Source organism: Niveispirillum sp. (assembly GCF_017996735.1).
Taxonomy (GTDB): Bacteria; Pseudomonadota; Alphaproteobacteria; order Azospirillales; family Azospirillaceae; genus Niveispirillum.
In genome coordinates, this window is record NZ_JAGOGJ010000007.1 from 14,076 (window position 1) to 35,857 (window position 21,782).

At 65.8% G+C, this 21,782-nt stretch carries 18 protein-coding genes; 5 read left to right on the forward strand and 13 right to left on the reverse strand.

Annotated features, from left to right (window positions below; translation table 11 throughout):
* Positions 1-185 precede the first annotated feature (185 nt).
* Both KBA48_RS04395 and KBA48_RS04400 read right to left on the reverse strand, forming a co-directional pair.
* Positions 186-1,532: an amidohydrolase family protein gene (locus tag KBA48_RS04395; RefSeq protein WP_292903782.1), complete on the reverse strand. Its 1,347-nt coding sequence runs from the start codon at positions 1,530-1,532 to the stop codon at positions 186-188.
* A 75-nt stretch (positions 1,533-1,607) separates the two neighbouring features.
* Positions 1,608-3,104, reverse strand: coding sequence for an MFS transporter (locus KBA48_RS04400; protein ID WP_292903783.1), 1,497 nt, complete (start codon positions 3,102-3,104; stop codon positions 1,608-1,610).
* Positions 3,105-3,353: 249 nt separating this feature from the next.
* On the opposite strand from KBA48_RS04400, the gene KBA48_RS04405 reads away from it, so the two are divergent.
* Positions 3,354-4,532, forward strand: a complete 1,179-nt coding sequence (locus KBA48_RS04405) for an FAD-dependent oxidoreductase (RefSeq protein WP_292903784.1) — start codon at positions 3,354-3,356, stop codon at positions 4,530-4,532.
* Positions 4,533-4,538: 6 nt separating this feature from the next.
* Here the strand turns inward: KBA48_RS04405 and KBA48_RS04410 are convergent, their stop codons facing one another.
* The 6 genes from KBA48_RS04410 to KBA48_RS04435 all read right to left on the reverse strand — a co-directional run bounded on the left by KBA48_RS04410 (position 4,539) and on the right by KBA48_RS04435 (position 9,127).
* Positions 4,539-5,273, reverse strand: coding sequence for a DUF6065 family protein (locus KBA48_RS04410; protein WP_292903785.1), 735 nt, complete (start codon positions 5,271-5,273; stop codon positions 4,539-4,541).
* A gap of 2 nt (positions 5,274-5,275) precedes the next feature.
* The gene (locus KBA48_RS04415; protein ID WP_292903786.1) at positions 5,276-6,469 is read right to left on the reverse strand and encodes a DUF2336 domain-containing protein; all 1,194 of its coding nucleotides are present in this window, start codon (positions 6,467-6,469) and stop codon (positions 5,276-5,278) included.
* A gap of 4 nt (positions 6,470-6,473) precedes the next feature.
* A complete protein-coding gene (locus KBA48_RS04420; protein WP_292903787.1) occupies positions 6,474-7,013 on the reverse strand; it encodes a MarR family transcriptional regulator in 540 nt (179 codons plus the stop codon).
* Positions 7,014-7,186: 173 nt separating this feature from the next.
* Complete coding sequence (locus KBA48_RS04425; RefSeq protein WP_292903788.1) at positions 7,187-7,609, reverse strand: VOC family protein; 423 nt, start codon at positions 7,607-7,609, stop codon at positions 7,187-7,189.
* Between the two features lie 11 nt (positions 7,610-7,620).
* The gene (locus KBA48_RS04430) at positions 7,621-8,082 is read right to left on the reverse strand and encodes a hypothetical protein (protein WP_292903789.1); all 462 of its coding nucleotides are present in this window, start codon (positions 8,080-8,082) and stop codon (positions 7,621-7,623) included.
* Positions 8,083-8,218: 136 nt separating this feature from the next.
* Entirely contained in the window at positions 8,219-9,127 is a 909-nt protein-coding gene (locus KBA48_RS04435; RefSeq protein WP_292903790.1) for a spore coat protein U domain-containing protein, read from the reverse strand.
* Positions 9,128-9,391: 264 nt separating this feature from the next.
* Between KBA48_RS04435 and KBA48_RS04440 the strand changes: the two genes are divergently transcribed.
* Entirely contained in the window at positions 9,392-10,795 is a 1,404-nt protein-coding gene (locus KBA48_RS04440) for an amidase (RefSeq protein WP_292903791.1), read from the forward strand.
* On the opposite strand, the gene KBA48_RS04445 is transcribed toward KBA48_RS04440, so the two are convergent.
* Both KBA48_RS04445 and KBA48_RS04450 read right to left on the reverse strand, forming a co-directional pair.
* A complete protein-coding gene (locus KBA48_RS04445; protein ID WP_292903792.1) occupies positions 10,737-13,325 on the reverse strand; it encodes a fimbria/pilus outer membrane usher protein in 2,589 nt (862 codons plus the stop codon). The two genes, KBA48_RS04440 and KBA48_RS04445, sit on opposite strands and share 59 nt — an antisense overlap.
* Before the next feature lie 16 nt (positions 13,326-13,341).
* Positions 13,342-14,073: a molecular chaperone gene (locus KBA48_RS04450; protein ID WP_292903793.1), complete on the reverse strand. Its 732-nt coding sequence runs from the start codon at positions 14,071-14,073 to the stop codon at positions 13,342-13,344.
* 352 nt (positions 14,074-14,425) lie between these two features.
* On the opposite strand from KBA48_RS04450, the gene KBA48_RS04455 reads away from it, so the two are divergent.
* From KBA48_RS04455 to KBA48_RS04465, 3 genes are all read left to right on the forward strand, one after another.
* Entirely contained in the window at positions 14,426-16,354 is a 1,929-nt protein-coding gene (locus KBA48_RS04455) for an ATP-binding protein (protein ID WP_292903794.1), read from the forward strand.
* 109 nt (positions 16,355-16,463) lie between these two features.
* Positions 16,464-16,949: a sigma-70 family RNA polymerase sigma factor gene (locus tag KBA48_RS04460; protein ID WP_292903795.1), complete on the forward strand. Its 486-nt coding sequence runs from the start codon at positions 16,464-16,466 to the stop codon at positions 16,947-16,949.
* Complete coding sequence (locus KBA48_RS04465; RefSeq protein WP_292903796.1) at positions 16,946-17,560, forward strand: hypothetical protein; 615 nt, start codon at positions 16,946-16,948, stop codon at positions 17,558-17,560. The genes KBA48_RS04460 and KBA48_RS04465 overlap by 4 nt, the downstream gene beginning before the upstream one ends.
* Before the next feature lie 112 nt (positions 17,561-17,672).
* On the opposite strand, the gene KBA48_RS04470 is transcribed toward KBA48_RS04465, so the two are convergent.
* From KBA48_RS04470 to KBA48_RS04480, 3 genes are all read right to left on the reverse strand, one after another.
* A complete protein-coding gene (locus KBA48_RS04470) occupies positions 17,673-19,259 on the reverse strand; it encodes a tyrosinase family protein (protein WP_292903797.1) in 1,587 nt (528 codons plus the stop codon).
* A gap of 134 nt (positions 19,260-19,393) precedes the next feature.
* Complete coding sequence (locus tag KBA48_RS04475; protein WP_292903798.1) at positions 19,394-20,605, reverse strand: DUF3667 domain-containing protein; 1,212 nt, start codon at positions 20,603-20,605, stop codon at positions 19,394-19,396.
* 89 nt (positions 20,606-20,694) lie between these two features.
* Positions 20,695-21,762 carry an efflux RND transporter periplasmic adaptor subunit gene (locus KBA48_RS04480; protein ID WP_292903799.1) on the reverse strand — a complete coding sequence of 356 codons (1,068 nt, stop codon included), beginning with the start codon at positions 21,760-21,762 and terminating at the stop codon, positions 20,695-20,697.
* Between the last annotated feature and the right edge of the window lie 20 nt (positions 21,763-21,782).

Consider the following 21,782-nt stretch of genomic DNA (forward strand, 5'->3'; position numbering starts at 1 on the left):
ACCCACCGCCCCCGATTACACAGTGCCGTCAGCAGGCATAGGGCCATGAAGCCTGCAGGCGATCATCATCGCCGATTCATTCCTGAGGTTGCGATGCAATGGCTTTGTTCGCGCATCATAATCGGGCGGTGGCGGTCCTGTCCAGGGGCGGGGCCGCCACCGCCCCTGGATTTCTTGTCCCCGGATCAGGTCTTGGGCACGAACGGCATCGCCGCCCCGTTCAGCTTGTGTACCGTGCCCTGGCGCATCACGAACTGCACACGGCTCAGTTCCGTCACATCCTCGATGGGGCTTTTGGCCACAGCGATGATATCGGCATCCTTGCCGGCTTCCAGGGTGCCGATGCGGTTGCTGCGGTCCAGAAGGTCGGCGGCGTTCACGGTGGCGGCCTTGATGGCGTCGGCGGCCGGCATGCCGGCATCGACCATCAACTTGAACTCATAGGCATTCGTGCCGTGGGCGGACACGCCGCTGTCGGTGCCAAAGGCCACCTTGACGCCGTTCCGCACGGCGTTGCCGAAGCTCAGCTTCATGCGCTCACCCACATCCAGGGCCTTGGCGGCCTGGGCCGGGGTCAGGGTGGTGCTGTTCTTCGCCATGTTCACGACGGTGTAACCGGCCAGCAGGGTTGGCACCAGATAGGCGCCGGACTGCTTGAACAGCTTGATGCTGTCGGCATCGATGAAGGAGCCGTGTTCGACAGAATCCACGCCGCTGCGCAGCGCCAGATTGACGCCGCCGGCCGCGTGGGCGTGGCTGGCCACCTTCTTGCCCATCAAATGGGCCGTGTCGATGATGGCCTTGGCCTCGTCATCGAACATCTGCTGGCCGGTGCCAGCGGCGATGTTGGACAGCACGCCGCCGGTCGTGGCCAGCTTGATGACGTCCGCGCCCTTGCGGATCTGTTCGCGTACCGCGCGTCGGCAATCATCGGCGCCGTTGCAGATGCTTTCGGGGCGCAGCGCGTGGGTCACTTCCTCGCTGAAGCCGTTGACATCCCCATGGCCGGCCGTGATGGAAACCATCATGCCGGCGGCCAGGATGGTCGGCCCCTCGACCTCCCCCTTGTTGATGGCATCGCGCAGGGCAAAGCCGGTGCGGGCGGGTGCGCCCAGGTCACGCACGGTGGTGAAGCCGGCCATCAGGGTGCGGTTGGCGTAAACGACACCGTCCAGCACCGTTTCCTCCGGGTCGTCCTGCACCTCGGCAAGTTGCGAGCGGGGACCCAGTTCGCCCGTGATATGCACATGGCAATCGATCAGGCCCGGCAGCACAAAACTGTCCTTCAGGTCGATGGTGCGCGCATCGGCAGGGGCGCCGGCCCCGGCGGCATCCAGATAGCCGCCCTTGACCGCGCTGACCTTGCCGTCGGTGACGATCAGGGTCTGCTGCGTCAGCGGCTTCTGCCCCGGTACCGCCAGCAGGGTGCCGGCATGGATCAGTACCGTTTCAGCCCCCGCCGCCCCGGTCAACAGGGCGACCGACGCCACGGCCCCGGCCAGATTGCGGCGCCAGTTTGAATGTATGGACATGGGATTGCCTCACCCGCGTTTGTTATCCGTTACGGATGGAATGACCGGGTTCGGCAGCGAAGGCAAGGGGTTGCTTCAGGCATCATCCTTCACGGCCAGCATGGAAAGGGCGGCCAGGATCATGGAGCATCCGCCCAGGACCAGCGCCCAGATGGCCTCCCCCCCGAAACCCGCGCGCAGGATGGCGCCCAGGATGCTGGCCGCCAGCACCTGCGGCACCACGATGAAGATGTTGAAGATGCCCATATAGACCCCCATCTTGGCCGCCGGCACCGCCGCCGACAGGATGGAATAGGGCGAGGACAGGATCGACGACCAGGCAAAGCCCACCCCGATCATGGGCAGCCACAGCAGGGCCGGGTCCGTGATGAACATGAAGCTGATCAGGCCGGCACCGCCCAGGCACAGGCTGAACATATGCGCGCCGCGCCGCCCGATGACCCGCGCAATGACGGGCAGCAGGAAGGCGGCGATGGCCGCCACGCCATTATAGACCGCGAACAGCAGACCGACCCAGTCGGCCCCGTCATTATAGGCCTGAGATGCCGTATCGCTGGTCCCGTAATGGAAGGCGGTGACGGCCGAGGTGGTGTAGATCCACATGGCGAACAGGGCGAACCAACTGAAGAACTGCACCAAGGCCAGCCGGCGCATCACGGCGGGCATGGCGAACAGATCCTCCATCACCTCGCTGAACCCGTTCTGCGCCGTGCCCGAGCCTTTCAGCCGCGCATGAACCAGAAGGCACAGGCCGAAGGCGATCAGGCCCGCGCCCAGGATGTGAACCTCCTTCTCCAGGTCCAGCGCCCCCACGGCCAGCGTCACCCCGGCACCAAGCAGCGCGGATATCAGGCCCCAGCGGCGGAAATCCGTGGCCGGACGGTCGGCGCGCGCGACGGCATCCACCCCGCGCTGGGCCAGCCTTGCAGCCTCGAACGCTGCCATCTGTTCGGGCGAATATTCGCGTGTGGTCAGGACGGTCCACAGAACCGCGATCAGGATGGCGGCGGCACCCACATAGAAGGCGATATGCACCGTCAGCGGCACCACGCCGGGGGCGGCCGTATTGTCCATGCCGAACCAGTGGGTCAGCATCCAGGGCAGGGCCGAGGCGCCCACGGCACCCACCCCGATAAAGAAGCTTTGCGCCGCGAATCCGGTCATCCGCTGTTCATCGGGAAGCAGGTCGCCCACAAAGGCGCGGAACGGTTCCATGGTGATGTTGATGCTGGCATCCAGAATCCACAGCATGGAGGCCGCGAACCAGAGCGCCGGGGACGAGGGCATGATCAGCAGGGACAGCGTCACCAGGATGGCGCCCAGCAGGAAATAGGGCCGGCGCCGGCCCAACCGCCCCCAGGTCTTGTCCGACAGGTGCCCGATGATGGGCTGTACCAGCAGACCCGTCAGCGGGGCCGCGACCCACAGGATCGCCAGTTCGTTGATGTCGGCGCCCAGCGTCTGGAAAATGCGGCTGGCATTGGCATTCTGCAACCCGAACGCCACCTGGATACCCAGGAAGCCGATGGACATGTTCCAGATCTGGATCAGGCTCAGCCTGGGCTTCTGCATGGTCCCGTTTCCCCCGTAGCATTCTGCTTTGTTGCCCGCGACCATGCGGGGGGTGGGGCACGCCGTCAACGGCAGGTCCGGTTGAATACGTAGTCAGGCCGCGGTCCGCCTGCATAAGAAAAACCAGGGTCAAACCCCAGCAAATATCATTCGCCGTAGCCGCGCGACAGGCGACCGAGGCTTTGTGATCACCCGCGCAATGGCTTAGGCTGGCGCCCGATGAAGCTGACTGAGAATGACAGGCTCCGCATGACCCGTCCCGCCCTTGCCCGCCGTTCGCTGCTGACCGGCGGCGGTGCCGCCCTTTCCATGGCTCTGCTGGGCGGCTGTGCCACCGGTCCGGTCAAGGTCGCCCGTGCTCCGGCCCCCAAGGCTCCGGTTCTGACCCTGCCGTCCTTGCGGGTGTCGGTCGACCGCATCACCCAGATCACCGTTTGCACCCGCCCCTTCCGGCCGCAGGGCCCCCGGATCGAGCGGGTGAGGTTCGGCGACAAGGACATGGTCCACCATTACGGGCATGGCGGCTCCGGCTGGTCGCTCTCCTGGGGGTCGGCCAGCATCGCCACCGACCTGGCGATGGGGACGGGCGCGCGGGAGATCGCCGTCATCGGCTGTGGCGCCATCGGCCTGACCACGGCCTTGCAGCTTCAGCGTGCAGGCGCGCGGGTCACCATCTATGCCAGGGACCTGCCGCCGGCCACCCGTTCATCGCTGGCCACCGGCGTCTGGTCACCGGAAAGCCGCATCTGCCTGCAACAGCACGCCACACCGGAATTCAAGGCACAATGGGCCGGCATGGCGCGGATCAGCTTCGACCGGTATCAGACCCTGCTGGGCCTGCCCGGCACGCCCATCGAATGGATCGATACGCATAATCTGTTCTCCAACGCCCCGTCCGTACCCGATGACCGCCCGGCCTTCGCCCATGGGCTGACGCGGGAGATGACGCCCGAACTGCGCACCCCCCGCGTCACCTATGCCGCCGGCAACCACCCGTTCGGCGACCGGGAGGTGCTGACCACCTCCGGCCTGATGTTCAACATCGCGGCCTATTCCGACTATCTGCTGTCCGGCTTCCTGTCGCTGGGCGGGAGGATCGAGGTGCGGGAATTCCACAGTGCCGCGGAACTGTCGGCCCTGCCGCAAAAGACGCTGGTCAATTGCACCGGCTATGGCGCCAAGGCCCTGTTCGGCGACGACACGCTGGTGCCGGTGCGCGGACAGTTGGCCCGCATGATCCCCGATGGCGAGGTCCGCTACGGCCTTTATTTCAACCAGACCTCCTTTGTGCCGCGCCGCGACGGCTGGGTGTTCCAGGTGACGGGGGCCAATGAATATTACGGCTTCGGGATTGACGATCCCACCCCCGACCGTGCAGAGGCGGAACGGGCCGTCACCACCATCGCGGGCCTGTTCGCGGGGGTTTGAGCGCGGTTAGCGCCGGTCGACAAATCCCGGCGGGCGCAGCTTGATCAGATGGTCGGGGTCGGCCGGGCTGCCATCGGGGTTCAGGCCCAGATAGTAGCTTTTCTGCCATTTTTCGGCCTGGGCGGTGGAGCCGGGCTGGGCCAGATCGGCATTGAAGCGCAGGCGGCCGGACGACCATTCCTGGAACCGCCGTTCCAAGTCCGGATCATCCCCGATGGACCGGATTTCCGGCTCCACACTTTCCAGCAGGCGGCGCTGCACGGGGAACAGGGCGCAGAACGGCTCCCCCGCCGCGAACCGGACCACGCGGCCGGGAGCGGTGAATTTCCAGTTCATGGTGAAGCTGTAGGGCGCCCAATCGGTTTCGATGATGCCGGTCAGGGCGGCGATGCCGTCCTTCGGCATGTTCACCGGCCCCTGGGCATAAAGGCTCCATCCCGGTTCGGTGCGGAACACCGCCTCGATATGGAAGGTCAGCACGCCGGAGCCGAAATGGCTGATCGCCGGGGCCATGGTGCCCGGATCGGGCGTGATGGTGATGGCATCGGTGGAGGCACCGCCATCCCAATGGGCCGTGAAGCCGGACCGGCACAGCACCTCCCACCCGTGGGCATTGGCGATGTTCAGCGGCAGGCAGCGATAGGCATAGGCCTGCGGCGTCGCATCCATCCAGTCCCGCGTGGCAGGTGCCGCCCGCAGCAGCGGCGGTTCGCCATGCAGGGCATAGCAGGTGAGTTTCATGCTCAGGCCCGCATGGGGTTCAGGCTGGCACCGATATCGATGCCGGGCTGGTCGGAGATCTGCATCAGCAATTCATCCACCTCCCGCTCCGCCGTGTCGGCGAACCGGTCGAACAACGTCTCCAGCACCGCCTGCTGATACCGCTCCCGCGTACACTCGCCGCTGGCATAGTCGGTTTCCAGCGCCACCTGCTGTGCCGTGCGGAACGGGGCGGTCAGCGTGCCGGGGATGTTCGCCGCCTCCATCAGGCAATGCAGGCCCAGGATGCCATCATCCCAGGCCAGGATGCCGGCCGCCTGCGGCGTGATATTGGCCCGTGCCGCCATGCCGGCCACGAACAGTTCCAGATCACCGGCGCACAGGGCCCGGAACAGGACCTGGGGTGTCAGCCGGCCCTGACGGTAAAGATACTTGGCCACCATCTCCGCATCGTCGCGCGACAGCAGCAGCGGTTGCAGCACGCGCAGGGTCGCCGCCTCCCGCCCGCCCTCCGCCAGGCGTTTGGCCAGTGCCGGCTCGATCTTGTGATCGCGGATCAGTTGCTGGCGCACATCCTCCGACACCAGGGCGATCATGCGTTCGACGATGGCAAAGGTCACCTCCGGGCGGGCCGCGATACTGTCGGCCACGATGCGGAACTGCCCGAACCTTTCGGCGGCGCGGGTCAGGGTGGCCGCCCGCACGGCGGCGCCCCGGTTGCGCAGCAGATGCACCACGGTGACGACATTGCCGGTTTCGACCAGGGCGGCCGACACCGCCGCCGATACGGTCCGGCGGCCGGCGATGGCCAACTGCTTCTGCGGATCACGCTCCGCCACGATCTCCAGCAGCAGTTCCTCCGGCAGGCCATCCACATATTTCAGGATGGGGACCGCGACCTGCGCCACGTCGCGGGCCAGCTTCTCGGCGATGTCGGCGGTCAGGATGGGGCTGTTATGGATCTGCCAGGCCACGGCGGCCCGCACCTCGGCTTCCGCATCGGACGCGAAGGCGCGCAGGATATCCAGCGCCAGCCGCTTCTCCGCTTCGGTGAGGTCGCCTTCCTCCATTTCCATGACCAGCTTGGACATGGTGTCGATTCGCGGCGCGGCGCCGGGCTGGTGCAGCAGACGGTCAACATCGCTGCTGTTCAGCCGCGACCGGAGGATGGGGCGTAACGGGGCTTCCGGGTCCCCGCTGGTCGGGGGCATCATCATGCCATCAGTCCTGACCACGGCTGTCATAGCGCACGACGTCGCCCCACAGACGTTCCAGCCGGCGCAACATGCGGTAGGTGGTCTCCAGGTCCTGTGCATCGCCGGGGGTGCGCAGAAGCTGCGTCGCCTGCCGGCTTTCCAGCTTGCCGATCTCCGCGCACAGCCATTCCCCCTTTTCCGACAGGCGCAACCGGGCCGCGCGGCGGTCGCGGGCCGAGGCGCCGCGGTCGACATAACCCTGTTCGACCAGATGCTTCAGGTTGTAGCTGGCGTTGGAGCCCAGGTAGTAGCCGCGTTCCATCAGGTCGCGGACCGTCAGCTCGTCATGCCCGATATTCAGCAGCATCAGCACCTGCATCGGGCTGATATCGTCCACGCCGATCCGGCCCAGCTCCACCCGGACCACATCATGCAAACGGCGTTGCATATGGTCGATGACGCGGGCGATATCTGCATAAAGCGAGACTTCGCTGACCGGCGCTTCCCCCCGGTCGTGGGTAACATGTTCGATGGGTGCGTCGCCCATGCGGGTCAACCTGATCATCGTTCCAAAGCCCCGCCCCTCGTCACCCGCCATCATGACCGCCTCTTGGCTCGCCGGGCCATAAAAAACCGTCCTGCCCGGCTCATAGATTAGACTCTATGGCGGTTACCGCAAGTGCGCAGGAAGGAAATCGGTGCACCCCGGAGACATAGGTCGTTGGTGAGGGGAGGGGGTCAGCGCGCGAAGATCATCGCCTCGTCCCGGAATGCCTTGAATTCCAGGGCGTTGCCGGAAGGGTCCAGCAGGAACATGGTGGCCTGTTCCCCCACCTTGCCCTGAAAACGGATGCCGGGTTCGATGATGAAGCGCTGACCCGCAGCGCGAAAACGCTCGGCCAGCGCGTGCCAGGCGTCCCAATCCAGGATCAGGCCGAAATGGCGCACCGGCACATCATGCCCGTCCACGGGATTGGTGTCGGCATCGCCGCATTCATCGGGGGCCAGATGGGCCACGATCTGGTGCCCGTACAGGTCGAAATCCACCCATTCCGGGCTGCTGCGCCCTTCCGGACAATCCAGCAGCCCGCCATAGAAGGCGCGGGCGGCGGCAAGGTCATGGACGGGGAAGGCCAGGTGGAAGCGGGGGCGCGACGTCACGGTTCAATCCTTCATTTCGCGGCGATGGCGATGGTTACCGTATCTTCATACTGCCCGGCCTGACGCTGGGCGCCCGCGGGCACGGAGACCGACAGAACCGTCTGGCGCCCGCTGCCCGTGACATCGCGGGCGGTGGACAGGGTGCCGTTGCTGCTGCTGTTGTCGCCATATTGCATGGTATAGGCGATGGTGGCACTGCCGGACGACAGCGCCCCGCCATTCTTGGACGTCAGGCTGACCGTGTAGCCATTGGCGGCGTTGCAGCGTTCCTCCACCGTCGCCACGGGGATGGAGGCGGACCCGGCATTCAGGTCCAGCGTGGCATTGCCGGTGGACAGCGTGACGGCACAGGTGGTGGTGACGGTTGCACGCAGGGTGATGGTTCCCTGGGCCGACCCCTGTGCCCCCGCAGAAGTGGCCAGCAGACCGAGGCCCGTGATGCATAACGCCAATAAATACCCCGTCCGTGCCATGGCCGGTCCTTTCCGCCCGTTCTGGGCAACCACGGCGGTTTGGTCCGCGCCGTGACGGTCATGATATGCCGGTCCTGAACCCATCCGCCTTGATGCCGATCAAACGACGGATGCCGGCCGTTTCGCCAGCTTGGTATCAGTTGGCAGTGATGGTCAAGATCAAGTTGTCATGATAGGTGCCGGCCAGCACCTGTCCCGCCGCCCCGGTTTCCACCCGCAATTCATAACGGCCGGCTCCGCCCAGATCGACATTGGCCCCGCGCGCCACCGACACGGCCCGGCCGGAGACGTAGAGCTGATAGCCCACGCTGCCGCCACCGGTGGTGACAAGGCGTCCGCCATTCTCTGACGACAAGGACAGCGAATAATCGCCATTGCCGCTGATATCCAGGTCGAAACGCCCGGACCCGCCACGGGTCAGGTCGCCCAGATCCACGGTGCCCACCGTGCCGCTCAACGGCCGCGCCACCCCATCGACGATGACGCTGGCGCTGACCACGGACCGGACCTTGGTGCGGACCTGGGCCGTGCGGGACGCGATGGGGCCGACCGGAATACCATCCAGCAACTGATAGACATTCACCGTCACCCGGTCGGAATAGGTGCCCTTGACCACCAACTGCCCGCCGGGGATGTTGGAGAAGAACTGGATCGACGCCTTGTCGTTCTTGGGGTCCATCGCCAGGGCGAACATGTTGCTTTCGCTGCCCCTTATGTCGCCGACCCGCTGGCCCAGACGGCTGTCCTTGTACAGGTCGTAGACCAGCCGGTCCTTGGAGCTTTCCAGCACGCGGCTGCCATTGTTGCCATCATCGATGCCGACCAGCAGGGCGCAGGCCGGCCCGTCATCATGTTCGAGTTCCACCGTGTGATATCCCGTGGCGTTGCCGCCATAGGGGTCGTATTCGGCCGTGGGTTCGATCCGGTCGATACTGCGGATGTCGATATCGCAGCGGTTCTTGTCCGTCGCGGATACCGGCGCCGATAGCAGCAGGCACAGGGCCAGGGCGGAGGCGAGGCGGGACGGGCGGGCAAGGATCGGCATGGTCATTCCAGGTGTCAACGGTACCACCAGAGGTGGATGCAACGAGAATGCCAGCTTCGGTGGCGGCAATCCAAGCGATACGATGGATAGCACCAAGAGCCATGGAGCATGGCTCTTGGTATGTGCCCTCGCCCTCACGCGCCGGGCACCGCCATCCGGCGGCCTCCAAGGGTCATGGTCCATGACCCTTGGCAAAAGCCTGGATCGCGGGGCCGCCGTCGCTATGATGACCACCCCTTCAGCCACCCGCCGGTCTTTCCGATCATGCCTGACTTCGCCCGTATCGCCGAGACCGCCCTGGACCGTATCGCCCGGTTCGATCCGCATCTGCACGCCTTCGCCCTGGTGGAACCGGAATGGGTGCGGGAGGAGGCCTGGCGGCAGGACAAGGCGGCGCCGAAGGGGCCGCTGGCCGGTCTGACCCTGGCAGTCAAGGATCTGCTGGACCTGCGCGGCCTGGCCACGGGCGGCGGGTGCCGCACGCCCGTGATCGCGGATGCGCCAGCGAACGCGGCGGCCGTCGACGCCCTGATGGCGGCCGGCATGCTGACCCTGGGCAAGACCCATACGGTGGAACTGGCCTTTGGTACCTGGGGCATCAACCGCGCCACCGCGACGCCACGCAACCCGTGGGATGCCGCCACGGTCCGGGTGCCGGGCGGATCGTCCAGCGGGTCCGCCGTGGCGGTGGCGGCGGGGCTGGCCGATGCCGCGCTGGGCACCGATACGGGCGGATCGATCCGCATCCCGTCGGCCCTGAACAATGTGGTGGGGCTGAAACCCACGCGGGGCCGGGTGCCGATGGGCGGCTGCCTGCCGCTGTGCCCGGAACTGGACACGATCGGGCCCCTGGCCCGCACGGTGGAGCGGGTGGCCCGCATGCTGGGCGCCCTGCGCGACCCGGCGGCGGGGCCGGTCCAGCCGGGGCCGAAGCTGGCGCGGCAGGCACAGTTCGATGCCGATGCCGCCCTGGCCGCCAGCCCGCGCGGCCTGATCCTGGCCGTTCTGCCCGACCGGTTCATGGATGGGGTCGACGGGGCGGTGGGGGCGGCCTATCTGGCCGCCCTGGCACGGCTGGAGGCGCTGGGCGTGAAGCTGGTGGAGGCGGCGCCCGCCATCAATCCATCGGCCTGCGTGGAACCGTCCGGCCTGTTGATGGCGGGGCGTGCCTGGCGGCTGTGGCAGCGGCGTATTGATCATTACGATTCCGAAATGGATGCCGGCGTGTTGGGTCGGCTGCGCGGGGGCGAAGATATTTCGGATGCGGAATTAACCAGGCTGATCAAGGCCCAGGCGCAGGATAAGACGCGGTTTTACGCCTGGGCACAGGATTTCGACGCCATCGCCACGCCCACCGTGCCCATCCCCGCCCCGGCCCTGGCCGATGCCGACGAGGGGCGGTTGCCGTTCAGCCGGTTCGTGCGCATGGGCAATTGGCTGGACCTGCCGGCCCTGGCCGTGCCCTGCGGGGCGACGGATACGGGCCTGCCGCTGTCCCTGCAGCTTCTGTCCACACCCTGGCGGGAGGCGGTGCTGGTGACGCTGGGCCACGCGTATCAGTGTGCCACCGACTGGGCCGACCGTCGCCCCGACCTGGGGGCGATCGTGGCTATGGCAGCCGGATCGGCTCCAGCTTCACCACACCTTCCGCCTCCGACGGCACGGTGACGGGGTAGGGGGTCTTCTCCGCCCCCGTCACGATCAACCGCCATTCGCCGGGCCGCACGCTGTCGATCCGGAACAGGCCGGTCCGGTTGGTGAAGAAGGCCAGATCCTTGGCATCCTTGATGCCCACGGGCCGCAGCACGCCCGACAGCAGGGCGGCGGGCTTGCCATCGGCCGTCACCAGCGTGCCGACCAGCGAGGCGATGGCATCGGTGCCGATGGTGATGATGGTCCCGGACTTGTACCCCGGCTGAACGGCCGGCCGGTCCTCCCCCAGGTCGTAATTGGCCGGCGCATCGGGCACGTCCAGCAGGATGGGCCGCACCAGATAGGCGGAGATGTTGGGCACCACGGGCACGCCCAGCCAGTCCGTCTCCGCCGTATAGCGGTCATCGACGGGATCGACGCCCACATCCTTGCCGTCAAGCCGTGGGTGCGGCACGACGATGGCGAAGCTGTTGGTGATGGGGCGTGTCACGCCGACATGCCCGTCGGCAAAGGCCAGCGCCGTGGCCGCCGTAAGCTGGGTCCGGCTTTCCACGCCCTTGGCATCGTTCAGGCTGCGCCGCACCGTATCCTGTCGCAACTGCGCCTCGAACCGCTGATGCGTGTAGCTGAGGTTGCCCTGGACCCGGTCGCCCGCCGTTCCCTTCTCGTTCAACAGTTCCAGCCCGCCCGACAGGGCATTGACCGGGTACAGCGACTGGAACCGCCAGTCCAGGCGCTGCTGCCGGGAGATCGTGTCGATATTCAGACCGGCACTCTGCCGCCCGCCGCTGAAGATGAAACGGGTGGTGAGATAGAGGCCCGTCTCCTTCACCCCGAAACCGTCGCGGCCATGGCTGAAGGTCAGGTCGATATTGCCGGTTTCGAACAGCCGGCGGCGCAGCGCCAGATCGACCGAATAGCTGTCATCCTCGCTGCTGCCCCGCGTTTCCCGATAGCGGCCGCCCAGCGAGGCGGTGATATCGGCGAATAGCGGATGGCTGACGCGCAGCGCCGCATCCAGCTTGGTATTGGAAATGAAGGTGGAGCCGAAGGAACGGTAATTGGGATCATAGTAGGAGACCTGCGCCGTGATCGCCTGACTGTCCAGCACGGAGGCACCGTTGGAATAGGAGCGATAGCGCAGTGTGCCGCCATAACCCTGTTTGCGGTCGGCCGGGGTTTCGGTCGGGTCCCAGTCCCGCCGCCGCAGATAGGCGGCCGGTTCGATGCCGAACGTGCCCAACGGCGTCGCCACCAGCGCTTCCGCCGTCACGCTGGTTTCCGTCTTGTTGATCTGCGTGCCCAGGGTCAGGGTGAAATTGTCGGTGACACCCACCCGGTGATAGGCCGACAGGACGGGGTCCTTCTCGTCATAGACATAGCGGTCATTGACGACCTGCGAGGTCACGCCCAGGCTGTAGCCATATTCCTGCACCCCGGCGGCCAGCAACTGGCTGTCGAAAAAGAATGGGAAATCGATGGTCTGTTCCCGGCCATAAGCATCGGTGATGCGGATCTGCACATCGTTGGTGCCCGACGCGCCGGGGAAATTGTTCAGATTGTAGGGGCCGGGTTCCAGACGGAAGGTGCGGGTGGGGCGCCCATTGACGATGACCTCCACCACCGACGGGTTTTCCAGGATGAAATCCCGGTTGCCGCCCGGCTGCACCTGATCATAGGGCCGGATGGAGAAATTCTTGGCCACCGAGATGCCGGCCATGGCACGGCCCACCTGTGCGCCGACCACCGGCACCGACAGGTCACCCACCTGTGTGCGCATGCCCATGTCGGTGAAATCATGCACCAGCCGCACCGCCCCGCGCGACAGGGTGCGGACGGCGTTTTCACGATAATTCACCTCCCCTTCCACCACCCAGCCCTTCCAGTTGATGGCCGGTTCCAGGGAGACGGAAAGCGGCCCCAGCCCATCCTTGCCCAGGCCGGTGGGCACGGACAGATAATCGATGGCGGCCCGCATGTTCATCTGTGCCGACAGGTCGGCCTGCGGGATGATCGTATAGGCGCGCGCCGCCGCGCCGCGTTCCAGCACAGACAGGTCGCGCGGTTTGCGCGCCGCCGCCGGCACTGTCACCTTCACCAACTGATCGGCACCATCATAGGCCAGTTGGATGCCCGTCCGGGCCATACGCGCCGGGGCCGCCAGCCCGTCCGCCCCCGCCTGGGCCAGGAAGGCCTGCAACGGTTCATCCTGGGCGATGGGGCGCAGCAGGTCTGCCAGCTTGCGCAGGTCCACCACCGTGTCGGCCGCGTTCAGCGACACCATGGCCGGTACCTGCCCGATCTCGAACCCGTCGAAAAAGACGGGGATGTCGGCCTTCTGGCTGGCGGTCTGCTTTTTCTGGCCAAACGCCTTCTTGAACAGTTCGTCCGCCGTGATCTTGGCCGGGGTGGCCGCCGGGGGCGGCGCCGGTTCCGTTCCCGCCCCCGAAGCCAGCCGGGCCGGGGCCAGGGCAAGCGCCAGCGCCGACGGCCAGGCGATGGCCAGCCGTCTTTGCCGTCGGGTCAAAAGGGCGCGTGCGGACATGGGGGCAGGGCGGCGATCAGGGGAGGTTCAGCTTTGCCTGCAGCGGCCCCTTGGGCAGATCGGCGGGCCAGGGCAGCAGGAAGCCCCGCGTCACGCCGGGCAGCACATTCTCCCCCGCCAGCCCCCCCAGCCGGTCGGACGGGATGGTGACCGACTTGCCCCCCGCCGACACGGTCAGTGTCGGGTCCTTCAGGATCTTGTGGGCCGTGCCATCGTTGCGGACCTGGATTTCCATCACGGTCCCGTCGACCAGTTGCCGCGGGCCGGCACTGATCACGTTGATCTGCGGCTTCACACCCGGCGGTGTGACATAGATCGACGCCTTGTATTGCACCAGCAGCTTCACTTTCCCGCCTTCGGTCGGGGTCTGACCGATATCGACATCCAACTGCTCGGCGATCAGCCGGTATGCCAGTTCACGGTCGGGCGTGGCATTGCCTGTCCATTGCACCCGCACCGACTGGCTCTGATTGGGTTCCAGCACGATCTGTTCGGGGAAGATGATCCATTCGTCGGACGGTTCGGCCGGCAGATCCTCCCCATCCGGTCCCATCTTGCGTCCCGTGATATGGACCTCGATGGCGATGGGGAGCTGGGTGTCGTTCTCCACCCGGAAGATCTGCGTGGCGCCCCGGCCCGACGGCTCGAACTCCATCTCGATGGGAATGAGGCGGAAGGCGGCGGCGGGGGCGCTGTACAGCAGCAGGGCCCCCATGGTCAGCAACAACCCGCGAATGACGCTTTTCATGATCTCTGCCCCGGACTTTGCATTCCCGATGCCGTCCTGCGGACGGCCCCCACTGGCCCGAAGGTTTAATCCCAACGGACAGACCTTTGAATCATATCGACCTATCATTTGCCACAACGAAGCACGGAACAAGATGACCGGATGCGCATCGGTGGGGCGCACCCTGTTTTCATTCATCCATGTCCGGTACCAGCCAGGCCGCCGCGATGCAAGTCGACAGAAAAAATTCCGCGCAAATCCGTGTTAATGTGTTCATGAATCGGAGGCAGAATATTCACCATCCTCTACTATAGATCATGTTGGGGTCGCCATTCAGTGGTCGCGATTGCGTATTGAGCCGCCATGTTGCAAGATGGACGGGCTGCTCAATCTTCTGTTTACGATCGCTGCTGTCATTTTGACGACCATGAACCTGGAATATGCCCTGCTGCTAGTCAACGCTGCGCCCCTTCTGGGGGCCAGTGCGCTGCTGGCTGTTGTCTGGTGGCATGGAAGGCGGGAAGTCTATGCGCTGGCATGGGCCGGGACTTTCGGCCTTGCGCTCTTGGCGGCGCCGATGATCGGTGTGGTGAAGGGGCCGTTCACCCTGGCCACGGGGATTGTGGGGCTGGTGGCCGATTTTTTGTACAATCTGGCCCTCTATCTTTTCGCGTACGGGGCCGCCCATTATGCCGGCCAGCGCCTGCGCTGGCGACGCTGGCTGGTGGGGGGGCTGCTGGTGATGGTGCTGGTGGCCGTGGCCCTGGCCCGCAATGACGGCGTTCTGCGCCAGTTGCTGAATGCCGGCTTCATCCAGGTTACGGCCATCGTCGCCCTGTCGTCCCTGGCGTCGGTGCAGCCGCGGCGTCTGCCGGAATGGGTGCTGCTGGTGGCGACGACCGTGGCATTGCTGGCCAATTCGATCTATCTGGCCGACCTGCTGATGAACCGGCCCGACAATGTCTTCGATCCGCTGACCATGGGCAATCAGGTCATCGCCTTCGCCCAGCCCTTCATTGTGGCGGCCGTGGCCATGGGTGCGTCGGCTTCCGCGCTGCTGCGCGTCACCGACCGGCTGGCGGCGGAGCGGGCGGCGGCGGAGGTGGCGGCGGAGCAGGCGCGCGCCGCCGACCGGGCCAAATCCGAATTCCTGGCCACCATCAGCCACGAGATACGCACCCCCATCAATGCCATCCAGGGCTGTCTCCAGATTCTGGAGACACACAACCTGAATGCCGCGCAGATCCGGCTGCTTGAGGTGATGGGCGGGTCGAGTTCGGCCCTGCTGACCCTGATCGACGATGTGCTGGACATGGCGCGGCTGGAGGCCGGGCGGCTGGAGATGCAGACGGGTCCCGTCGATCTGGGCCTGCTGCTGGGCGATCTCATGTCCACGGTGGGGCCCCGGGCGGAACGCAAGGGCCTGGTCCTGTCGCTGCGCACCGGGGACGGTGTGCCGTCGGGTGTGGTGACGGATGCCAAGCGGTTGCGCCAGATCCTTCTCTGCCTGCTGGATAATGGCGTGAAGTTCACCGAGCAGGGGCGCGTCACCCTGTCGGTCGACCGGGTGGAGGCGCCGGGTGCCGTGCCCGGCCTGTCCAGCCCGTCGCCCATGCATTGGGTGCGGTTCCAGGTGGTGGATACCGGTATCGGCATCCCGCCCGAAAAGCTGGACCGGATTTTCGAAGTGTTCAGCCAGGCCGACAATTCCATCACCCGCCGCTTCGGCGGGGCGGGCCTGGGCCTGTCCATCGCCCGCTCTTTAACGGAGATGCTGGGCGGCAATCTGACGGTGGACAGCGATCCCGACCAGGGCAGCCAGTTCACCCTGTGCCTGCCGCTGGTGCCGCTGCCTGTAGAACGGCCGCGCCAGGATGCCCCCATCCTGGACAGCCTGCCGCCGGGGGCCGCCGGTCCGCCCATCGTCCTTCTGGTCGAGGATGACGAGGTGAACCGTTTCGTCGCCACCGAACTGCTGGTTCAGCACGGGGCCGAGGTGCTGCAGGCCGCCAATGGCAGCGAGGCGATCGCCGTGATCAAGGATAAGCATGTCGATGCCATCATCATGGACCTGTCCATGCCGGACATGGACGGGCTGGAGGCGGCGCGGCGTCTGCGGGCCATGGGCGGCAGGGGGCAGCTGGTGCCCATCATCGCCCTGACCGCCAACCTGTCGCCGGAAATCCGCCAGCAATGCCGCGATGCCGGCATGCAGGCCTTCCTGGCCAAGCCGATCAAGCTGGAACATCTGATCGGCACCCTGTCGGCTGTGCTGCCGCAGGAAACGCAGCCCGCTGCCTGATAATTCTGTCCTGATCCTGTAAGGAATCGGCGGGTCCGCCTGTCTAACCTATCAGATCGAACGGGAGCGGATGATGGGCGGGGCGCGGGACACCCTTTTCAGAGAATGGATGCGGGACCATCTGGACCTGCTGCGCCGGGTGGCCCGAGGCTTCGCGCCGCCGGCCGACCAGCCGGACCTTCTTCAGGAACTGATGCTGGCCGTGTGGCGGGCCCTGCCGGCCTTTCGCGGCGACAGCCGGCCCGCCACCTTCATCTATCGCGTTGCCCATAACCGGGCGCTGACCTGGCAATCGGGGCAGGGCGGCCGCGCCAGACGGGACGCGGAAGCAGCGGCGGAGGCTATCCGGCGGGAATCGCTGGCGGCCGATCCGCAGGAGGTGCGGATGCTGGACCGGCTCTATGCCGCCATCCGGCAATTGCCGGCGCTGGACCGGTCGATCCTGATCCTGTCGCTGGACGGGGTGCCCTATCGCGACATCGGGCAGATGCACGACATGACCGAAAGCAATGTCGGCGCCCGCCTGACCCGGGCCAAGGCCCGGCTGACAGCAATCATAGCCAAGACGGAAGCGGAAGAGGAGCAGGGAGCATGAGCATGGATATGGAAAGACTGGAACGGGCCTGGGCCGGGGCCGCCAACCGTGCGGATGTGGCGGCGGGCCTTTACCTCATCGACAGCACCCTGGGGGAGGTGGCGCGGCGGCGGCGGCTTTTCCGGCTGCGCATGGGGCTGGTCGGGGTGGCGCTGGCCGGGTGGAGCCTGGTGGCGGCCTATGGCATCGTCTGGCGCGGCACCACCGATCCGCTGCGCGAATGGGGGGCACTGCTGATGCTGGCCATGACCTGGGCCGTCTATGCCATTGTTCTCCGCCGTGGGTGGGAGGGGGCGGCGGAGGCGCCGGCCGCGTCGCTGCCGGCGGGATTGCGCGCGCTGCTGGACCAGACGGACGGGGCGATGCGGCGGATACGGGTGATGGCGGTGGCGGTGCCGCTGTTCCTGCTGGCCATGGGCGTGGCCGTGGCGCAACTGGGACAGGTGGGCAAGATGAATGCCGGCAATATCCGGGATTTCGCCTTGCTGGCCGGGATCGGTTTCACCCTGTCGGGTGGCATCTTCGCCATCCGCTATCACCGCGTGCTGAAACCGGAGGCCGAGCGGCTGCGCCGGCTGCTGGGGCAGTACGAGGACAGCCCCAGCCGTTGAGCAGGCAGATTTAGTGTTCGCTCTTGCGGCGTAACCGAGTCCACGGATGTGGGCGCTGGTGACTGAAGCGCTTGAAGGAGTGACCATCGGTCACTCTTTCAAGCCACTGGGGTTACACGCCGCGAATTTCCAGCGCCTCGATCACGGGGACCGGGGCGTCGGGCTTGTTGGAGGGGGCGGCCAGCCGCAGGTCCAGATGGCCCCCCGCCTTGGCCACCAGATCCCGCTTCAGGGCCACGATGTACCGGTAACGATGCCCCATATTGGGCATGTGTCCGCCGAAGAAGGTGATGGCCCCGGTGTAATAGGGACTGTCGGGGCCGGCACTTTTCACATCGGGCGGCGCGTTCAGCAGGACGGTATATTCGCGGGCGGAATTTTCCGGCCGGGTGAAGCTGATGATGGCCAGCAACTGTTTGGCCCCCGTGCCCACGGACCAGTCCGACAGGTCGTCCACGGCCTTGGGCGAAGGGGCGGAGGCCAGCAGCAGCGGTGTCGGAGCCGGCTTCTGCTTCATCGCCGTCACCAGCTTTATCAGGTCCTGGCCCACCGGTTCGGCGTAGCGATAGTCGAAGCGGGCGGGGTTGATATAGTCGCCGGCCTTGCCGTCCAGAACCGGCTGTCCGTCCGCCGTCCAGAAGAACAGGAACGGATCGCTCTTGAACTGGGCCAGGGTCTGCGGGTCGGTGGGCAGGGTGGGAAGGCCCAGGGAAAGCTGCTTGCCCTCCCAGATCCACCAGAGCCGGTCCATGTTGGAATGGTGCAGGAAAAAGATCGGGTCCACAGGCGACAGGTTGTTCGTCATGTTGCCGAACGGCCCGTCCCCCCAGTTGCCCGGCCCCTGGAAGGCCCCGCCGATGAAATTATGCACCTTGTTGTGCGGGTCCCCCTCCAGCAGGGAGAAATCCGCCGAACCGGTGGGCATGGCATTGTGCGAGGCGGTCAGGCGGCTGGTGAAGCTGTTCGACATGTTGGGACTGTTGAACAGGGTGGGTTGCAGGCCCAGCGCCACATGCTCCGGCGCGCACAGGTCCGCCACCGATTTCACCAGATCGGGATTGGCCGCCGTGGGATAGCGCGAACGGTCGGTGGCGGCAAAGGCCCGGTCGCCGATGTCGACGCCGTTGGTGCCGGCCACCCCGTCCCACAGCTTGCCGAAATCCGTATTGCCGCGCAGTTTCTGCTGCTCCATCTGGAACCGGTTCAGGCCGTTGTAATAGGTCTGCAGGGCCGGCTGGATGAAGGCGGTGAAGGTAGGCAGATCCTTGGCATAGGTGGAGAATGCCTGCGCCACCGGCGTCAGCACCCCGTCGAACATTGTGGCCGGCAGCCGCTGCTGTGTCGTCCAGTCCCAATAGGGGAAGGCAAAATCCGCCATGCCGCTATATTTGCGGATGGTCTGTTCGACAAAGCCGACATAGCCGCGATGCCAGACATAGAACCACCAATTGCCATGCGGGCAGTCCATGTAATGGACGAAGGCGTTGCGGAACCAGTTGTGCGGATGGGTTGCGGGCTTGGCCAGCATCACCTCGATCGCCTTGGCATAGCCCCGCAACATCCGCTGCCCTTCGGGACTGGCCACGTCATGGCGGATATAGCGTGGCGGCTTCAAGGCCATCGCCGCCATGCCCGGCATCACCCCCAACCCGGTAAGGGCCGCCCCGCTGGCCAGCAAATCACGTCTTGCTACGCGCATAACCCCATCCTCCCGTTCCCGTTGGAGGGGCAGGATAGGGTGTGTGGGGGAATGTGTCACGCTTATATGCGCGTTATGGTAGTTTTTGGGTGTATGGCCATGCGGTGCGGTGAGATGGCCCGAGATGATGGCCGCTACCCGGCCACCCCCATCGAAACGATGAACACCACAAAGGTGATGCTGGTCATCAATGTGATGAACAGCAGCGCGACGGTGCGCCACAGCGCCCCGAAATTGGACAGGCGATAGGTACCGCGCAGCTGGAAGAACATGTGTACCGGCGGGGCCACCAGGATCAGGGATGCGATCAAGCCCTCCCATCCCGGTACAAACTTGATCGCCAGCGAGATGACAATGAACAGCAGCGACATGAAGGACAGGGAGTAGAGCGAGAAGATGGCATGGTCATACATGGCCACGCCGCGCTTCCAGAAGAATAGCAGCCACAGGAACGGCAGCGAGATGGGGATCAGCAACCAGGAGAATTTATAGGCCGTGTTCTGCATCTTATAGAGAAGCAGTTCCGGATTCTTCAGTTTTTTCTTGATCTTGGCCTCAAGCTCCGCGTCGCCGATATTGATATTCAGATCTTCATCGAAATTACGGACAAGCACGTCCGACAGGTTTTCAGTCGTCACGGGACCGTTGGTGACGACCTTGGGCAGGTCCGGAACGGTCGGCTTCTCTCCCGGCTTGGGTGGGGTGGGGGGCACAATGGCCACGCCCGCCGCCGCCAGGGCCGTATCCATGGCCTCAACGGATTTCTGCGCGGTTTCCAGGCGCCGCTTCGCCCGGTCACGCTGCTTCGTCTCGGCCTTGACATCCTCTCCGGCGCTCAGCGCCTGGGCCAGTTCCGTCTCCGCCTCGGCCAGATCGGCGCGGGCTTCCTCCAGCCCCTGCCGGGCATGCTCCAACGCTTCGCGCTGCTCCTGCACCGGCACGGCCACCGGCACATTCGTGCTGATCCCCATCAGGGAAAAGCTCATGAACATGACAAAGACGGTGAACAGGAACATGGCCATGGGCGTGACATAGCGCGCCCGGTGGCCATGGATGTAATCATAGGTCAGCTTGCCCGGCCGGAAGACCAGCATGGGCAGCGTCCGCCACGCCTTGCTATCGAAATGCAGGATGCCGTGGAAGAATTCCTCCACAATATGCAGCATGGACCGGTGCAGATGCCCCGCCTGTCCACAGGCATGACAGAAATTTCCTGTCAGCCTTGTGCCGCAATTGGCGCAGGCCCCATGGGCGCCATGCCCATGATGCCCGCTCTCCCCCTCGATGGCGGCCGCCGCCAAGCCAGCCGTGGCCATGGCGCCCACAGATTCGATACCGTCGCTCATAAAACCCCCCACCCCACACACAGGCAGAAGGGTGCCAGGGAAGGCAGGCGAAGATCAAGGACCAGTAGGGGCCGGTATTACATGCCCGGTTAACTCACCTTAGGGTCCAACTCGACCTCCTGCCCCTCGCGCAGCCTTTCGGCGCCGCGCACGATCATGCGGTCGCCGTCACGCACGTCACCCGTCACCTGCACCCAGTCGCCGATGCTGGTGCCGGTCTTTACCGCCACGCGTTCCGCCTTGTTCTCGGTATTCACCCGGAACAGATATGTGCCGTCACCGCGCAGGACCAGGGCGTCGCGATGCACGGCCACCACCTGTTCGGCCGTGGCCGAGGGGAGACCCACCTTGACCGCTGAGCCCACGATCCAGGGTGCCTCGCCCTTGGGCAGGGCCACGCGCACCTCGAAGGTGCGGGACTGCGCCTCTCCGATGGCGATGATGCGGGTGACCTTGCCGCGCGCCGCCTGCCCTTCGATATCCAGCGGCACCTCGCTGCCCTCCACGATATGGCGGGCGATGGAGACGGGCGCCTGGGCCCGCACCTCCACCTGATCGACGGCCACCAGACGGGCCACCTTCACCCCCGGTGCCGAATATTCACCGACCTCCAGCATCCGCTCCGCCACCTGTCCGGTGAATGGCGCCTTGACGGTGGTGCGCTCGATCTCCAGCGCCGTGCGGTCGCGGCTGGCCTGGGCGCGGACCAGATCCTGGGCCAGCACGTCGCGCTTGCTGGTCGTCTCCTCCAGCCGGGTCACGGGCGTGGTGCCGCGCTCGGCCAGTTGCCGCTGGCGGTCCACCTCGCGCTCCTGAAAGGCCAACTGACTTTCCAGGCTTTTGATCTGCGCCTCGTACTGGCGCAGTTCCAGGCGCAGCAGCCGGTCATCGACCCGCGCGATGGCCTCTCCCGCTGCCACCCGCGTGCCCGCCTCCGCCACCCAGGTGACGCGGCCCGACACTTCGGCCGCCACATCGGCATCCTGGCGCGACATCACGCTGCCCGGCACCTGCAGCATCGGCGCCATCTGCCGCAGGCTGGCGGCTTCCACCTTCACCCGGGCGGCCGGTGCCGGTGCCTGCTGTGCCGCTGCCGGCAGCATGATGGTGCCCAGCAGCAGGGCGGCGGCGATCTGGTGCGCAATGCGGCGGGTCATGGCGATGATCCCTTTTCTGG

What these genes read in the sequence shown, in the direction of transcription:
- KBA48_RS04395 (WP_292903782.1), bottom strand. Translation starts at nt 1,532, where the DNA reads ATGTCCATACATTCAAACTGGCGCCGCAATCTGGCCGGGGCCGTGGCG.
- KBA48_RS04400 (WP_292903783.1), bottom strand. Translation starts at nt 3,104, where the DNA reads ATGCAGAAGCCCAGGCTGAGCCTGATCCAGATCTGGAACATGTCCATC.
- KBA48_RS04405 (WP_292903784.1), top strand. Translation starts at nt 3,354, where the DNA reads ATGACCCGTCCCGCCCTTGCCCGCCGTTCGCTGCTGACCGGCGGCGGT.
- KBA48_RS04410 (WP_292903785.1), bottom strand. Translation starts at nt 5,273, where the DNA reads ATGAAACTCACCTGCTATGCCCTGCATGGCGAACCGCCGCTGCTGCGG.
- KBA48_RS04415 (WP_292903786.1), bottom strand. Translation starts at nt 6,469, where the DNA reads ATGATGATGCCCCCGACCAGCGGGGACCCGGAAGCCCCGTTACGCCCC.
- KBA48_RS04420 (WP_292903787.1), bottom strand. Translation starts at nt 7,013, where the DNA reads ATGATCAGGTTGACCCGCATGGGCGACGCACCCATCGAACATGTTACC.
- KBA48_RS04430 (WP_292903789.1), bottom strand. Translation starts at nt 8,082, where the DNA reads ATGGCACGGACGGGGTATTTATTGGCGTTATGCATCACGGGCCTCGGT.
- KBA48_RS04435 (WP_292903790.1), bottom strand. Translation starts at nt 9,127, where the DNA reads ATGCCGATCCTTGCCCGCCCGTCCCGCCTCGCCTCCGCCCTGGCCCTG.
- KBA48_RS04440 (WP_292903791.1), top strand. Translation starts at nt 9,392, where the DNA reads ATGCCTGACTTCGCCCGTATCGCCGAGACCGCCCTGGACCGTATCGCC.
- KBA48_RS04445 (WP_292903792.1), bottom strand. Translation starts at nt 13,325, where the DNA reads ATGTCCGCACGCGCCCTTTTGACCCGACGGCAAAGACGGCTGGCCATC.
- KBA48_RS04450 (WP_292903793.1), bottom strand. Translation starts at nt 14,073, where the DNA reads ATGAAAAGCGTCATTCGCGGGTTGTTGCTGACCATGGGGGCCCTGCTG.
- KBA48_RS04455 (WP_292903794.1), top strand. Translation starts at nt 14,426, where the DNA reads ATGGACGGGCTGCTCAATCTTCTGTTTACGATCGCTGCTGTCATTTTG.
- KBA48_RS04460 (WP_292903795.1), top strand. Translation starts at nt 16,464, where the DNA reads ATGCGGGACCATCTGGACCTGCTGCGCCGGGTGGCCCGAGGCTTCGCG.
- KBA48_RS04465 (WP_292903796.1), top strand. Translation starts at nt 16,946, where the DNA reads ATGAGCATGGATATGGAAAGACTGGAACGGGCCTGGGCCGGGGCCGCC.
- KBA48_RS04470 (WP_292903797.1), bottom strand. Translation starts at nt 19,259, where the DNA reads ATGCGCGTAGCAAGACGTGATTTGCTGGCCAGCGGGGCGGCCCTTACC.
- KBA48_RS04475 (WP_292903798.1), bottom strand. Translation starts at nt 20,605, where the DNA reads ATGAGCGACGGTATCGAATCTGTGGGCGCCATGGCCACGGCTGGCTTG.
- KBA48_RS04480 (WP_292903799.1), bottom strand. Translation starts at nt 21,762, where the DNA reads ATGACCCGCCGCATTGCGCACCAGATCGCCGCCGCCCTGCTGCTGGGC.